At 66.5% G+C, this 14611-nt stretch carries 12 protein-coding genes; 9 read left to right on the top strand and 3 right to left on the bottom strand.

Annotated elements, in window-relative coordinates; translation table 11 throughout:
- The first annotated feature begins 89 nt into the window (after window positions 1–89).
- The 5 genes from murJ to ispH are packed head-to-tail and all read left to right on the top strand — an operon-like array spanning window position 90 to window position 6940.
- Window positions 90–1652, top strand: coding sequence for a murein biosynthesis integral membrane protein MurJ (gene murJ / locus VFQ84_RS08235; protein WP_325131094.1), 1563 nt, complete (start codon window positions 90–92; stop codon window positions 1650–1652).
- Between the two features lie 27 nt (window positions 1653–1679).
- Window positions 1680–2636: a bifunctional riboflavin kinase/FAD synthetase gene (locus VFQ84_RS08230; RefSeq protein WP_325131093.1), complete on the top strand. Its 957-nt coding sequence runs from the start codon at window positions 1680–1682 to the stop codon at window positions 2634–2636.
- Between the two features lie 59 nt (window positions 2637–2695).
- Window positions 2696–5473, top strand: a complete 2778-nt coding sequence (gene ileS, locus VFQ84_RS08225; protein ID WP_325131252.1) for an isoleucine--tRNA ligase — start codon at window positions 2696–2698, stop codon at window positions 5471–5473.
- Entirely contained in the window at window positions 5470–5982 is a 513-nt protein-coding gene (lspA, locus tag VFQ84_RS08220) for a signal peptidase II (protein WP_325131251.1), read from the top strand. The genes ileS and lspA overlap by 4 nt, the downstream gene beginning before the upstream one ends.
- Window positions 5983–5989: 7 nt before the next feature.
- On the top strand, window positions 5990–6940 hold the full coding sequence (ispH, locus tag VFQ84_RS08215; protein ID WP_325131091.1) for a 4-hydroxy-3-methylbut-2-enyl diphosphate reductase: 951 nt from the start codon (window positions 5990–5992) through the stop codon (window positions 6938–6940).
- 84 nt (window positions 6941–7024) lie between these two features.
- Here the strand turns inward: ispH and VFQ84_RS08210 are convergent, their stop codons facing one another.
- Window positions 7025–7900 (bottom strand): BON domain-containing protein, encoded by an 876-nt coding sequence (locus VFQ84_RS08210; RefSeq protein WP_325131089.1) that lies wholly within the window; start codon window positions 7898–7900, stop codon window positions 7025–7027.
- A gap of 87 nt (window positions 7901–7987) precedes the next feature.
- Window positions 7988–8464, bottom strand: coding sequence for a PA2169 family four-helix-bundle protein (locus VFQ84_RS08205; protein ID WP_325131087.1), 477 nt, complete (start codon window positions 8462–8464; stop codon window positions 7988–7990).
- A 445-nt stretch (window positions 8465–8909) separates the two neighbouring features.
- On the opposite strand from VFQ84_RS08205, the gene VFQ84_RS08200 reads away from it, so the two are divergent.
- The 4 genes from VFQ84_RS08200 to VFQ84_RS08185 all read left to right on the top strand — a co-directional run bounded on the left by VFQ84_RS08200 (window position 8910) and on the right by VFQ84_RS08185 (window position 13842).
- On the top strand, window positions 8910–10115 hold the full coding sequence (locus VFQ84_RS08200; RefSeq protein WP_325131085.1) for a site-specific integrase: 1206 nt from the start codon (window positions 8910–8912) through the stop codon (window positions 10113–10115).
- A gap of 308 nt (window positions 10116–10423) precedes the next feature.
- Window positions 10424–11779 (top strand): hypothetical protein, encoded by a 1356-nt coding sequence (locus tag VFQ84_RS08195; RefSeq protein ID WP_325131084.1) that lies wholly within the window; start codon window positions 10424–10426, stop codon window positions 11777–11779.
- Between the two features lie 40 nt (window positions 11780–11819).
- Entirely contained in the window at window positions 11820–12245 is a 426-nt protein-coding gene (locus tag VFQ84_RS08190) for a GNAT family N-acetyltransferase (protein WP_325131082.1), read from the top strand.
- An 811-nt stretch (window positions 12246–13056) separates the two neighbouring features.
- The gene (locus VFQ84_RS08185) at window positions 13057–13842 is read left to right on the top strand and encodes a GIY-YIG nuclease family protein (RefSeq protein WP_325131080.1); all 786 of its coding nucleotides are present in this window, start codon (window positions 13057–13059) and stop codon (window positions 13840–13842) included.
- A gap of 380 nt (window positions 13843–14222) precedes the next feature.
- Here VFQ84_RS08185 and VFQ84_RS08180 read toward each other — a convergent pair.
- Window positions 14223–14611 (bottom strand): hypothetical protein (locus VFQ84_RS08180; protein WP_325131078.1); only part of this gene is annotated, 389 nt, incomplete at its 5' end.

Below are 14611 nucleotides of genomic sequence, written 5' to 3'. Positions count from 1 at the left end.
TCTTGCTGGGGTGGAGCTGGAAAGACCCGAAATTATGGGGGATTCAGTAGCTTGAGTCAATTCCCCCGCCGGACCCCGGGAGAGGGGGCATGAGCCGGGGCGGCCTGCTGCGGTCCACGGCGGTTTTCAGCGCCATGACCTTCCTGTCCCGCATCGCCGGGCTGGCCCGGGACCAGATCCAGGCCAACCTGTTCGGCACCGGCGCGGCGGTCAGCGCCTTCGTGGTGGCCTACCGCATCCCGAACTATCTTCGGCGGATCTTCGCCGAGGGCTCGTTCTCCTCGGCCTTCGTGCCGGTGCTGTCGGAACTGCACCAGCGCGGCGACCAGGCCGCGCTGAAGGACTTCCTGGACCACGTCGCCGGCGCCCTGCTGGCCGTGGTGCTGGCGATCACCGGGTTGGGCATGCTGTTCGCCCCGGTGATCGCCCGCCTGTTCCTGCTGTTCGCCGGCAAGGACTCCGAGCAGGTCGCGCTGACCGCAGACATGCTGCGCATCACCTTCCCCTACCTGGCCTTCATCTCGATGACGGCGATGGCTGGCGCGGTGCTCAACAGCCTTCGACGCTTCGGCCTGCCGGCCTTTACCCCGGTGCTGCACAACCTGGGCATGATCGCGGCAATGCTGGGCCTGGCGGCGTATTTCGAGATCCGCGAGTACGCCCTGGCCTGGGGCGTGTTCCTGGCGGGCCTGCTGCAGCTGCTGCTGCTCTGGCCGGCGCTGGGCCGGCTGGGCGTTGCGCCGCGCCTGCGCCTGGACTTCCGTCATGCCGGCGTGCGGCGGGTCTTCGGACTGATGCTGCCGACGATCTTCTCCTCCTCGGTGTCGCAGCTGAACCTGCTGGTCGGCACCATGTTCGCGTCCCTGTTGATCGTCAACGCGCAGGCCTGGCTCTACTACTCGGACCGGCTGGTCGAATTCCCGCTGGGCCTGTTCGGCGTCGCCATCGGCACCGTGATCCTCCCGCATCTGTCTCGCCGGTTCGCCGATACCGATGCCCAGGGGTATTCGCAGGCCATCGACTGGGGCCTGCGGCTGGTGGCCCTGGTCAGCGTGCCGGCGGCCCTGGGGCTGGCGCTGATGTCGGGGCCGCTGTGCGCCACGCTGTTCCAGTACGGCGCGTTCACCGAACACGACACCCGGATGGTGTCCGCCAGCGTCATGGCCATGAGCGTGGGCGTGCCCGCCTTCATGCTCAGCAAGGTGCTGCTGCCGGCCTTCTACGCCCGCCAGGACACGCGGACGCCGATGCGGGCGGCGGTGCTCACGGTGTTCGTGAACGTGCTGCTGACGGTGCTCCTGGTGACCCCGCTGTGGTACTGGGGATTCGGCGCCGCGCACGGCGGCATCGCCCTGGCCACGGCGCTGGCGGGCATCGTCAATGCCGGCCTGCTGTGGCGCTACCTGATCCGGCAGGGCGTCTACCGGGCACAGCGGGGCTGGGCCCGGCTGTTCCTGCAGATCGCCCTCGCGTCGGCGCTGATGTCGGCCGTCGTGCTGTACGCCTGCCGCCAGGTCGGGGACTGGGCCGACCTGGGACCGTGGTACCTGCGGGCCGCCTGGCTGGCGGCCGTGGTCGGCGCCGGCGCCCTGGCCTACGGGCTGGGCCTGCTGCTCGCCGGCGTGCGCCCGCGCCAGCTGCGTGAGGCCTGAGGTGCCGCAAACGCTATACTTTCGCGCATGAGCAAGCTGTTCCGCGACGTCGAGGGCCGGTCACCGTGCCCGCAGGGCAGCGTGGTCTGCATCGGTGCCTTCGACGGCCTCCACCTGGGGCATCGGGCGCTGGTCGGCCACGTGCGGGCGCGTGCGCGCGCGGCGGGGCTGGCCGCCGTGGCCCTGAGCTTCGAGCCGCTGCCGCGCGAATTCTTCGGCCGCGACCAGGCGCCGCCCCGGCTGTCGCTGCCGCGCGCGAAGTTCGAAGGCCTGCGTGGGCTGGGCATGGACGTGGTCGGCCTGCTGCGCTTCAACGCGGCGATGGCGGCGATGGCACCGGAAGCCTTCGTGCAGCGGGTGCTGGTCGAGCGCCTGGCCGCGCGCGAGGTCTGGGTCGGCCCGGAATTCCGCTTCGGCCATCGCCGCGCCGGCGACCTGGCCCTGCTGCAGGCCCTGGGTGAAGCCCACGGCTTCCGCGCCGGGGCGATCGCGCCGGTGGAGGCGGGCGGGGAGCGCGTGTCGAGCACGGCGCTGCGCCTGCAGCTGGCCGCGGGCGACCTGGACGGGGCCGCGCGCGAGCTCGGCCGGCGCTACGCGATCGCCGGCAAGGTGGTGCGCGGCAAGCAGCTGGGCCGCACCCTGGGCTACCCCACGGCCAACCTGCGCCTGGCCGGAAAGCGGCCCGCGCTGTCGGGCATCTACGCCACCTGGGTGCACGGCATCGGGCCGCGGCCGATGGCCAGCGTCTCGAGCCTGGGCACGCGGCCGACGGTGCAGGGCGTGGAGCCGCTGCTCGAGGCGCATGTGTTCGACTTCACCGGCGACCTGTACGGGCGCCGGCTCGAGGTGGAGTTCGTCGCCAAGCTGCGCGACGAGGAAAAATTCAACGACTTGCCCGCCCTGGTCCGGCAGATGGACCAGGATGCGGCGCAAGCCCGGCGCGTATTGCGCCACGACAGGCAGGAAAGCGGAGTGTTGGCGTGACCGATAACGGCGGCAAGGACTACAAGCACACCATCAGCCTGCCGGAGACGGCATTCCCCATGCGCGGCGACCTGCCCAAGCGCGAGCCGGGCATGCTGGCCGGCTGGCAGCAGCAGGGCCTGTACCAGCAGGTGCGCGCCAAGGCCAAGGGCCGGCCGCTGTTCGTGCTGCACGACGGCCCGCCGTATGCCAACGGCTCGATCCACATCGGCCATGCGGTGAACAAGGTCCTCAAGGACATGGTGGTGAAGTCGAAGCTGCTGTCGGGCTTCGACGCGCCCTACGTGCCGGGCTGGGACTGCCACGGCCTGCCGATCGAGCTGGTGGTCGAGAAGAAGCACGGCAAGGTCGGCGACAAGCTCGATGCCGGTGCCTTCCGCGCCAAGTGCCGCGAGTACGCCGCCGAGCAGATCGCCGGGCAGTCCAAGGACTTCCAGCGCCTGGGCATCCTGGGTGACTGGGACCATCCGTACCGCACCATGGACTTCGCCTTCGAGGCCGACATGCTGCGGTCGCTGGCGAAGATCATCGAGCGCGGCCACCTGAGCCGCGGCGTCAAGCCGGTGCACTGGTGCTTCGACTGCGGCTCGGCCCTGGCCGAGGCGGAGATCGAGTACGCCGACAAGGTCTCGCCGATGGTGGACGTGGCCTACGACGCGCTCGACCCGAAGGCGCTGGCCGCCAAGTTCGGCGTGGACGCCGGCGACGCCCTGGTCGGCGTGCCGATCTGGACCACCACGCCCTGGACGCTGCCGGCCAGCCTTGCGGTCACGCTGGGTGCGGAAATCGATTACGTGCTGGTCGAAGGCCCGGCGCGCGCCGGCCGCCGCCAGCTGCTGGTGCTGGCCGAGGCCCTGGCCGAGGGCGCGCTCCAGCGCTACGGCGTCGACACCGTCACCGTGCTGGGCCGCGCCGCCGGCGCCGCGCTCGAGGGCCTGCGCCTCCGGCATCCGTTCTACGACCGCGAAATCCCGCTGATCCTGGGCGAGCACGTCACCACCGACGCCGGTACCGGCGCCGTGCACACCGCGCCGGGCCACGGCCAGGAAGACTTCGTGGTCAGCGTGAAGTACGGCCTGATGGCGCAGTACTCGCCGGCCGAGATCAATCCGCTGGGCGGCAACGGCGTCTACCTGCCGGGCACGCCGCTGTTCGCCGGCCAGTTCATCTGGAAGGCCAACGACAGCATCACCGCGCTGCTGGCCGAGCGCGGCGTGCTGCTGGCTTCGGGCAAGCTCGAGCACAGCTATCCGCACTGCTGGCGCCACAAGTCGCCGGTGGCCTTCCGCGCCACGCCGCAGTGGTTCATCTCGATGGAGCAGGCCAACCTGCGCCGCGACGCGATGGCCGCGATCAAGCAGGTCGGCTGGGTGCCGGAGTGGGGCGAGGCCCGCATCGCCGGCATGATCGAAGGCCGCCCGGACTGGTGCATCAGCCGCCAGCGCACCTGGGGCGTGCCGATCGCGCTGTTCGTGCACAAGGTCAGCGGCGAGCCGCACCCGCGCTCGGTCGAATTCATGCGCCAGGTCGCCGACCGGGTGCAGCAGCACGGCACCGACGCCTGGTTCGCGCTCGATCCCGCCGGGTTCCTGGGCGCCGAAGCCGACGACTACTTCAAGGTCACCGACATCCTCGATGTCTGGTTCGACTCCGGCGTCACCCACGAGGGCGTGCTGGCCGCCCGCGCGGGCGATGGCCTGCGCAAGCCCGCCGACCTCTACCTCGAGGGCTCGGACCAGCACCGCGGCTGGTTCCAGAGCTCGCTGCTGACCGGCATCGCGATGGACGGGGCCGCGCCCTACCGCCAGGTGCTGACCCACGGCTTCACCGTGGATGCGCAGGGCCGCAAGATGTCCAAGTCGATCGGCAACGTGGTCGAGCCGCAGAAGGTCAACGACAGCCTGGGCGCCGACGTGCTGCGCCTGTGGGTGGCCTCGGCCGACTACCGCAACGAGATGTCGGTGTCCGACGACATCCTCAAGCGCACCGCCGACGCCTACCGCCGCATCCGCAACACCGCGCGTTTCCTGCTGGGCAACCTCAACGGCTTCGAACCGGCGGTGCGCCTGCTGCCCAACGACCGGCTGCTGCTGCTCGACCAGTGGGCGGTGCACAAGGCGCATGCGCTGCAGGAGGAGATCAAGGCCGCGTACGCGCGCTACGACTTCGCCGCCGTGGTGGCGATGGTGCAGAACTACTGCACCAACGACCTCGGCTCGGTGTACCTGGACGTGACCAAGGACCGGCTGTACACGATGCCGGTCGACAGCGTCGGCCGGCGTTCGGCGCAGAGCGCCATGTTCCGCATCGCCGAGGCGTTCGCGCGCTGGGTGGCGCCGTTCCTCAGCTTCACCGCGGACGAGATCTGGCGGCACCTGCCGGGGACGCGCGAGGACAACGTCCTGTTCTGCACCTGGTACGACGGGCTGGCGCCGATGCCGGCGGACGCGGCGCTGGCGCCGGCGGACTTCGACCGCCTGCTGGCCATGCGCGAGGCGGTCAGCAAGGTGCTCGAACCGATGCGTGCGGAAGGTGCGATCGGCGCCTCGCTGGAGGCGGAGGTCGAGGTGTTCGTGGAGGCGGAGCTGGTCGATCGCCTGGCGCCGATGGCGGACGAGCTGCGCTTCTTCTTCATCACCTCGCGCTTCGACCTCAAGCCGGTGCCGGTGCCGCCGCTCGAGGGCGGCTGGATCCACGCGAGCTCGACCACCCATGGCAAATGCGTGCGCTGCTGGCACTACCGCGCCGACGTCGGCCAGCACCCCGATGACCCGGGCCTGTGCGGCCGCTGCGTCGAGAACGTCAATGGTGCCGGCGAAACCCGGCGGTGGTTCTGATGTCGCGCCCGCGCCCGAACGCGCTTTCCTGGCTGGCCCTGTCGGCGGCGCTGCTGGCCTTCGACCAGTTCACCAAGTGGCTGGCGGTCACCCGGCTGGAATACCTCAAGCCGGTGCCGGTGATCGAAGGCTTCTGGAACTGGACGCTGGTGCACAACTACGGCGCCGCCTTCAGCTTCCTGTCGCAGGCGGGCGGCTGGCAGCGCTGGTTCTTCACCGGGCTGGCCTTCGTGATCAGCGCGGTGCTGGTGGCCTGGCTGGCGCGGACCCCGCGCGGCGACTGGCGGACGGCGCTGCCGTTCGCGCTGGTCATCGCCGGTGCGATCGGCAACGTCATCGACCGCATCCGCCACGGCTACGTCGTGGACTTCGTGGACTGGTACCTGGGTTTCACCGACCTGCCGCACTGGCCGGCCTTCAACGTGGCCGATGCCTGCATCGTCGGCGGCGCGGTCGGGCTGGTGCTGTTCAGCTTTTCGTCGCCCCGGTCGGCCAAGGGCAAGGGATAATCCGCGCATGGACATCCTGCTCGCCAATCCCCGAGGCTTCTGCGCCGGCGTCGACCGCGCGATCGAGATCGTCAAGCGCGCGATCGATTCGCTGGGCGCGCCGATCTACGTCCGGCACGAGGTCGTGCACAACCGCTTCGTGGTCGAGGACCTGCGCCAGCGCGGCGCGGTCTTCGTCGAGGAACTGGACGAAGTGCCCGCCGGCGCCACCGTGATCTTCAGCGCCCACGGCGTGTCCCAGGCCGTGCGCGCCGAGGCCGAGCGCCGCGGCCTGAAGGTGTTCGACGCAACCTGCCCGCTTGTGACCAAGGTGCACATCGAAGTGGCGCGCCACTGCCGCGCCGGCCGCGACGTGGTGCTGATCGGCCACGCCGGGCATCCGGAAGTGGAGGGCACGATGGGGCAGTGGCGCCGCGAGCACGGCGACAACCACATCCACCTGGTCGAGGACGTGGCCGGCGTCGCCACGCTCGCGCCCACCCAGCCCGACAACCTGGCCTACACCACCCAGACCACGCTGTCGGTGGACGACACCCGGGGAATCATCGCCGCACTGCAGGCCCGCTTCCCGGCCATCCAGGGCCCGAAGCACGACGACATCTGCTATGCCACCCAGAACCGCCAGGATGCCGTGCGCCTGCTGGCCGGCCGCTGCGAGGTGGTGCTGGTGGTCGGCTCGGTGAACTCCTCGAACTCCAACCGCCTGCGCGAGCTGGCCGAGAAGCAGGGCGCCCGCGCCTTCCTGATCGACGGCGCCGAGTGCATCGATCCGGCCTGGCTGGAAGGCGCCACCCGCGTCGGCCTCACCGCCGGCGCCTCCGCGCCCGAAGTCCTGGTGCAGGGCGTGGTGGCCCGGCTGCAGGAACTCGGCGCCGGCCAGGTCGAGCACCTCGAGGGCGAGCCGGAGAACGTCGTGTTCGCCCTGCCCAAGGAACTGCGCATCAACCTCGTGAACTGATCCCGGGGCGCACTGCAGCGGGAACGAAAACGGGCCCGGCTATCCGGGCCCGTCTGTTTTCCATCCAGGTCGATCACGCGACCGTCAGCGCTGGCTCAGGCTGTCCGTGGCCGGCGACAGCTTCAGGCCGCTGGCGTCCACGCGCTCCACGCCCCGGATGCCTTGGGCGATCTCGATGGCGAGCTCCTTCTCGTAGCCGCTCTCGACGGTGCCTTCGAGCGTGACCACGCCGTCCTTGGCTTCCACGTCGATGTCGGTGCCCTGGACGCCTTCGGTCCAGAGCAGCGTGGCGTTGGTCTTGGCCGCGATCCTGGTATCGCTCAGCGCATCGTCACCGTCGGCGGCCTCGGCCGTGGCGACCTGGCCCTTCTGGTCCGGGTCCAGCGTCAGCTGGTTGTTGACCAGGGTGGTGCCCGGCGTGGTGGCCGCGAGGCGGCCGGCCAGGGCGCGCGAGTGCGGCGTATCGGCCTGGCCGGTCAGGGTGACCACGCCGGCGTTGGTCATCACGTTGATGTCCAGGCCGTCGGTGTACTGGTTCCACAGCAGCTTGGAGTCGACCATGGCCTCGAGCGTGGCGTCGGCGACGTAGGTCGCATAGCCAGGCACCGGTTCGATCACCGTCACGACCAACTCGGGGTCGATCCTGAGCTCGTTCTTCACGGAGGCGATGCCGTCGGCGCGCAGGGCGATGCGTTCGGCCAGGCGTTTCTGGATGATCGACTCGACGTCGCCGGTCAGCGTCGCGCGGTCGCCTTCCACGTCAACCTGAAGATCGAGCGCGTCAAGGGCCGGGTTGGTCACGTAAGTGCCCCAGATCTGGCCCTCCCGGTAAGCATCCTTGGTCTCGGCGTTCCAGCCGCTCATGTCCATGCCGTCGGCGAGGGCGAGGCCGGGGGCGACCAGTGCCGCCAGCGCGGCGGCCAGCACCGTGCGTTTGGTTTTGATGGTTGGGTTAAGCATGTTTCCTCCCAGTTCTGAAATGTCCCCGGGGGGCGCCCGGCGACCGCGAACGGGCCGGGCGCGCGAAGTGTGGGTGGCGGGCGACGCTTAGTGGCGGGCTTCCATCGCCCACTTGCGGTCCCGCATGGCGTCGTGGTGCTGCTGCACCTTGGGCAGGTAGCTCAGCAGCGACTCCTTGACCGCCTTGGGCGCGTCGTCGCGCTTGATGACGTCGTGGAAGGCCGCCATCAGGCGATCCTCGCTCTTCTCGAGCTCCTTCACGTAGGCGTAGTCGCCGTGGTCGCGGGCCATCTCGGCGCGCAGCGTCGAGTAGAGCTGGTGCAGGGAGCCACGCAGGGTGCCGGACTGGGCCGGCTCGGCGGCCTCGGCGCGGACCTCGCGCGACATGCTGCCCACCAGCCCCTTCTTGGATTCGGCCAGCTCGCCGAACAGCGTGCTCAGGCCGGGGTTGGTGACGGCGTCCGCGGCGTCGGCGTAGAAGTTGGCGCTGTCGCGCGTCGCCTGGATCAGCTCGTTCAGGGTTTCGATCTTCTCCTTGCGGAGTTCGGTGTTGTTGGTCGTCATTGGATTTCTCCTTTGAAGCGGCCGGTGATCACGCTGCGGGGTGATCTCTTGTTGCGGCGATGATGTCTCCTGCAGCGGGGTCCACGTTACGAAAACGCGCCTGAATCTCGCGTTATATGGCCGGAAACCCGCCAATGGCGCGGCAAATTGACCACGAACGCGGCGCAGACTAGAATCCGCGCCTCACGCCGGAATAGCTCAGTTGGTAGAGCGGCGCATTCGTAATGCTGCTTTTCCCGGCCAAAAGGCTGCATTTTCTTGGTGCGTTGCACCGAAGCTCGTGACGTTGCCGAGCGCTTGATCCCCGATGACATGAACTGGCCTGGATCTCCCCGGCCAGCGCCTGCTGTGTCTGTTGCACCGTAATGCGGATGCTCCTCACCGGGCGCCGCTTTTTGGCCCGTCCTACTCTGCACTTACGGCCATTTACGGATGCAGACCCCCGATGCGGACTACCCTCACGAAGCGGATTGTCGCTACCAGTCCTCCCCAAGAGCGCCCCTACGAGATTCGGGACATGGCCATGAAAGGCCTGATCCTCCGGGTGCAACCGTCGGGCTACAAAGCTTTCATCGTCGAGTGGGCGCGTGGGAAGCGCAGGACGCTCGGAGCCGCCGCGCACTTATCCCTGGACGATGCGCGCGCTCAAACGCTTCAGGCGATGTCCGAGGCCCTCCAGCAGCGTCTTCCGGCCATCGCAGGGAAGCAGGTCTCTGCCATGCCCCTGGGCCAGTTCCTTAGTGCGCACTACGAAGGGTGGGCAGTGGCCGAGTTGAGGGGCGGCGCCCGCTACGTCGAGCGAATTCGTAAGTCCTTCCCGGACTGGCTGGGCCTGCCATTGGACGCCCTGGATACCGCGAAGGTCGAAGCCTGGTGGCGGGGCAGGGTGCATGCCCCGAAGGAAGGGGAGCGTCTGGTTACCAAGGCAACCGCCTCCCGAGACTTGGCTTGCCTGCGGTCCGCCCTGAGTAAGGCTGTCGAATGGAAGCTGCTCGAAGCCAATCCGTTGCTGGGCCTTCGGAATAAGACGGTCGCACCCCGGTCGGTCGTCCGATACCTGAGCCCGGCCGAGGAGAAGCGCCTGAGGGCGACGCTGGCCCGCCGGGATGCGTTCCTGATCGCGGGGCGCGAGTCTGCCAATCAGTGGCGTGACCAGCGGGACAGGCCGCTCTATCCGGTATTGCCCAGGGATGGCTACGGGGATCATCTGACCCCCCTGGTGCTGTTGGCGATGAACACGGGGCTGCGTCGTCGGGAGCTGCTGACCCTGCGCTGGGCCGACATCAACCTGGAAGCGAAGATACTCACGGTCCGGGCGGCGGTCGCCAAAAGCGGCAAGCAGCGGTTTATTCCGCTTAACGCTGATGCTCATCGTGCGCTGTCCAAGTGGGCTGCTCAGGGCGGGGCCGACGGCGAGGTCTTCGGCATCCGGGACGCGAAGACGGCCTGGCGGAACCTCCTTGAGGCCGCCGAAATTACGGACTTCCGGTTCCACGACCTACGCCATCACTTCGCCAGCCGTCTGGTCCGAGTCGGGGTAGACCTCAATACGGTCCGCGAGCTGCTGGGCCACGCAGACATCAAGATGACCCTCCGCTACGCGCACTTGTGCCCGGATACGCTAGCGGCTGCGGTGGCCAGGCTTTCCTGACTCTCGCCAGGCCTACGCCGTGGCAAATGAAGGTTGCCGCGGCCTGGGCTGAGCGGCGTCGAAGGGCTTCTATTGCCGCGACTATAATGTCGACGCGGAGGCCGATATCTGGCTGACCGCCATTCCCCTGAAGCACACCTCGCTCCTATCTGAGCCCCGTCTCGCCGGGGACCCGCGCCTACCGCTCAGCGGTCGCGCCGCGTCAATCCGCACGATCCAACCACTCAATTCTCACAGGCCGACCTGGCAGGCGTCCGCGCGCCTGCGCCGTGGCGACGGGAGGCCAGCACACTATCGGAGGCATCAGCATGAGTAACGAAAACGTAGCCAGTGACGAGGGGGCATTCTTTGCCGACCTTGAGGCCCTGCTAGAAGAAATGGATTCTGAACCCATGTCCCCAGCAACAAAGGCCCGATCCTCGAGCCAGGTCAGCGGCAAGGCCGTCGAAGCTGTATGCCGGAGTCTGGGCATGGAAGAGCCGCCGACGCCTCGTTGCACGCGAGATGCATGGTCTGCACGAATGCGGCTTAGCAACTCCCGGAACGTCCTGCGCTGGTGTGCCCAGCAGGTTGTTCAGCTTGAATGGGATGCCGGAGCAGCCCCGGGACCTATCTTGAGGAAAAAGGCGCCGTTTTCCCTTGTTATTAAGGGTTATTCAGAACCTACCCGGAACGATTCCAAAAAGGGAGAAGAGGACTTTTTTCCTCAAACTATCCCGGTGCAAAGGCTGGACGCCCTCGGGCCTGTCTGGCTCCCCAGCTGGAAGAATGTGGCTCGGGAGGAGCGCGAGATCCCCGGACTGGGAGAGTTGATCGCCGGCCTTCAAATCGCGTCGGTGATTCATGGCGAGAAGGCGAGCTTGGAGTCTTGGTGGTCCGGCCTGCCGGGAGACGATGCGTGTGCTTTGTCCATCGACCTCCGAGGGCGTCAAGCTCTCCGCTTCTACTCCGGAGAGGGAGATGGCCCCCGTAGCATGTTCCGTCGCTCCTTCCGCCGGCGCTTGGAACGTGTTCTTGGTGAGACGTCCATGGCTGCCGCCTGGGCGGATATCGGCAGCGAAAAGGTTCCTGGTGTGCGGCTCTTCCTGTTCCTGCGATCCCAATCCACGGGCAATGCGGTCGATCGGGAGGTTTGTGATCGAAGCGATCGTTACTTCAAGAGCTTGATCAAGCACGGGGTTCCGCTTCCCCCGGACGACATGCCCATTTGGATCAATGACCTGGACGACAAAGCGCGCTATTTCGGAATTTCGCGCGAAGAACTCGAGGACAGGGTGACCATGATGCCGGGTGAGGCGAGTCGTATCGGCTGGGTCGAAGAGCAGGAATTCACGCCGGAGGATGGTTTCGCCTCGGCTGCTGAGATTGAGGCCCGTGCCCGGCGCAGCCACGATCGTTGGAGGCGGATCACCGCCGATCATCGACTGCCTGTGTGGTTTGGAGAGAGGTTCACCTGGTGTCTGGCGCGCCACTTTGGTGTTTCGAAAGACGCGAAGCGTTTCTGTCGCCGCCTCCCCATGAGGATATATCGAGGTTCGCCGGCTTGCCTGGCCGCTGTCGTCATGCGCTCCGAACCCGTTTTTGGGAGGTATGTGGAATCCCGGCACAGGACGGCTGCGGCCTCGCTATACGGCGAACTGCGGGCGCTTGATCGTGGACATTGAGCGCCTAGCGACTTGCTCACGGGGGAGGGCCAGCTCTCGGTTGGCCTTCGCCGATGAAAAGGCGATCAGTCAGTTCCGTGGTGCCGGTCTTTGTGCTCGAACCCGTAGGTTCAGCCTGGAGTCCGACGGGCGAGTCGTCGGTTTTGCGGCTCTGAAGATGGACGGTGAGCATGACGATGAGCAACTTCGCGTCTTCTTCGAGTTGACCTATGTTTTCATCGCCCCGGAGCACCGAGGTAAGGGGCTGTCGAGGGTGTTGCTGTCCCTGGTCGCCAATAGCTGCCGGAGAACGACCTCACGCATGGTGAAGCAGCGAGCCGGGGAAAGGTCGGTGATTCTTCAGTCGGCCTCGCAGGCGGAATCAGCCGGGGGCGTGGTGTTCCTGTCTCGTTTGGATGCCGAAATGCGGCAGCTGGCGCATGAGCTCGAAGCCGAGTGGCGGGGTGGGGCGGGCGTCTATGACTAGAGCCCCTGGCACGCTGGGCATTGAGCAGCACCAGTGTGTCCCGGGCGCATCCTGGGCCCACCGGGAGATCGGGACATGCCGGGCTGCCCCGCTGCTCCGGTTGGCTCCTGGCGGCGCATGCTGGCTTCAGAAGTGGGGCCTGGGCGGCTTAAGGTGCGCTTAGGTCGCCATGTCCTCGCGCAGGGTTGGCTAAACCATTGTTCCATATGACTTTAATTGTTCATGTGGCCGAGGGTAGGCGCATGGCTACTGCCAGGGACGCTGGTTCAGCGAGATCGCATCGCAAATGAGGATGAGGATGGACGCGCCTCAATCCCGCGACCATAGTCATGCTTGTCGGGCCTAAATTTGTATAGCGGCGCGTCGTCCCAAGCGGGCCAACGTCATGCCAACCGCATGAAAAACGCATTCCCGGAGGTTGATTCGAAACCTTTTACTTCACGCGGGAGTCGAGAGCTTCAAGCTTGGCGGTCGATGTGTAAGGTGCCGAACCGGACGCTGGAGCGCATCCGCCCCAAAAAAAGTGATGGCTCAAAACTGATCCGCGGGTGGAAGTCCTAGAACGGAACCATGCCCGGCGTATGGGTCGAGCCGAAGTCAACGACGGTCTGGTCTGTCCTTATATTTCTGGCGGCCTCTGTCTGTGGCCTGATTGAGGCATGTCCCGGAAAATCGGGGGCAGGTCACTTGGTTCCGAGTGAGATTTTTTCTCACCCAGCCACGCATCCGCACGACGTGCTTAGATTGCAGCGTCTACGTCGGAGGATAGCCAGTGCGCCTGTTCGACCTACTCTCCCTATGGGAGCCCGCCTTGACCGCCACCAAGGCCAAGGTTCACCTGGGCCGCTACAACGGCAACGAGCGGCCCATTGATGAGTTCCTCGCGGGACGCTGGGACGAATGGCAGCGCTGGCAAACGGGGCGAAACTTCGAGCGCGAGTTTGTCGTGTCCTTGGTCCAGGACGGCCTTCCGACCCGCTGGCTGTTCGCCGGACTATTTCGCTCCCATGGCGCCGTCGAAGAGCAGGGCGAATATCGCGCCCTGCACTATTACAATCTTGAGCGGTTGCCATCAGCGGATGAATGGGTCGGCCGGCTCTACCTGACGAGCCCATACAAGTCTCGCTGGTCATACCTGAGAGGCGAGACGATAGCGCACAACATGGTGGTGTCCGAGCTTCTGCCCGAGCGCCGCAGCATCGGCCAGTTCCCGGGCTACAAGCACCTCGCCCTCCCCAAGACCCACCTGGACCTGGTGGTGCGCCAGAACCTGGAGTCCTGGCGTGCAGCCTTGTCCAGCGTGAAGGGCATCTACCTCATCACCGACACCGCCAAGGGCAAGCTCTACGTGGGTAAGGCCGACGGCTCCGAGGGTATCTGGGGCCGCTGGTGCGCGTATGCGAATACCGGGCACGGCGGCAACAAGGCCCTGCGCCAGGAGTTCGGCCTGGATGGCTCTGAGGAGCGCCTAGCCGCGCTGCGCTTCTCCATTCTCGAAGTCGCGGATCTGCACGCGACTAAGCAGGAAGTCCTCGACCGGGAAACGCATTGGAAAGCGGTGCTGCTGTCGAAGCAGCACGGGCACAATCGAAACTAGCCCCAAGCCACTGGGCTACTCGGGCCGCCCTATTTTCCGAAGCGCCGACACCAGGTGGCCGGCGGACATCGCCGCACCACTGGGATGGCCATGTGCGCAGGCCAGTCCCGCAATCAAGATGGCTTCGCAGGCCCGCTCTTTGGTCAACTCGCTATTCGTCCATCCCGCAGGCAGCCCTTGGATAGAGGCGATGGCTTCCTGGCCAGACAGATACTGGAGGGCAGTGAGAAAGGACCACGGAACGCCCATTGCCCCGCGAAGCGTTCGCCCTGCTTCGGTCTCGTCCATCTTATCCTGGTGAACCAGTAGGACGACGTGCGCTGATAACAAGGCCCGCTCCAACGGGGGCAGTTTGTTGCGACGTTTCGCGGTGGCGTATCTCATGAGTAATCAATGTCCACTCGTGGTGAATAGGACTCACCCCTGGCCGGCTTCGGCAGTTGCCACTTCGCTTTGGTCCCGGCCTCGTCCTTTTCCAGTCGGACAGTAGCCCAGCGCCCTTCAATTTTCTCCAAGGTGGCTTTTGCGACCCCCTCACCGAACCACTTGCGATGCAACGGCTTGGCAAGGGAGACCAGTTTGTGGCCTAGACCGATCCCTCGGTCAGTCTTCACATAGTAGTTGATGGTCTCCCACGCTGGGGTAGACCAAGAATGCATGGCACGCTTTGGCGACATACATTCAAGGCTACCTTCAGGCATCCACGCTCGAAACACATAACCGGACCCGGGATCGACTAAAGGGCCTGTTTGGGTCGGACCGCGGGATG

Origin of the sequence: Arenimonas sp. (assembly GCF_035721105.1) — a bacterium.
In the GTDB taxonomy this organism is placed as follows: domain Bacteria; phylum Pseudomonadota; class Gammaproteobacteria; order Xanthomonadales; family Xanthomonadaceae; genus Arenimonas.
The sequence above is the reverse complement of the archived record's forward strand: the minus strand, read 5'-3'. Positions and strand labels throughout refer to the sequence as shown.

Coding starts and splice junctions, on each gene's coding strand:
- VFQ84_RS08200 (WP_325131085.1), top strand. CDS start 8,910: ATGCGGACTACCCTCACGAAGCGGATTGTCGCTACCAGTCCTCCCCAA.
- VFQ84_RS08205 (WP_325131087.1), bottom strand. CDS start 8,464: ATGACGACCAACAACACCGAACTCCGCAAGGAGAAGATCGAAACCCTG.
- ileS (WP_325131252.1), top strand. CDS start 2,696: ATGCGCGGCGACCTGCCCAAGCGCGAGCCGGGCATGCTGGCCGGCTGG.
- VFQ84_RS08230 (WP_325131093.1), top strand. CDS start 1,680: ATGAGCAAGCTGTTCCGCGACGTCGAGGGCCGGTCACCGTGCCCGCAG.
- ispH (WP_325131091.1), top strand. CDS start 5,990: ATGGACATCCTGCTCGCCAATCCCCGAGGCTTCTGCGCCGGCGTCGAC.
- murJ (WP_325131094.1), top strand. CDS start 90: ATGAGCCGGGGCGGCCTGCTGCGGTCCACGGCGGTTTTCAGCGCCATG.
- VFQ84_RS08210 (WP_325131089.1), bottom strand. CDS start 7,900: ATGCTTAACCCAACCATCAAAACCAAACGCACGGTGCTGGCCGCCGCG.
- VFQ84_RS08195 (WP_325131084.1), top strand. CDS start 10,424: ATGAGTAACGAAAACGTAGCCAGTGACGAGGGGGCATTCTTTGCCGAC.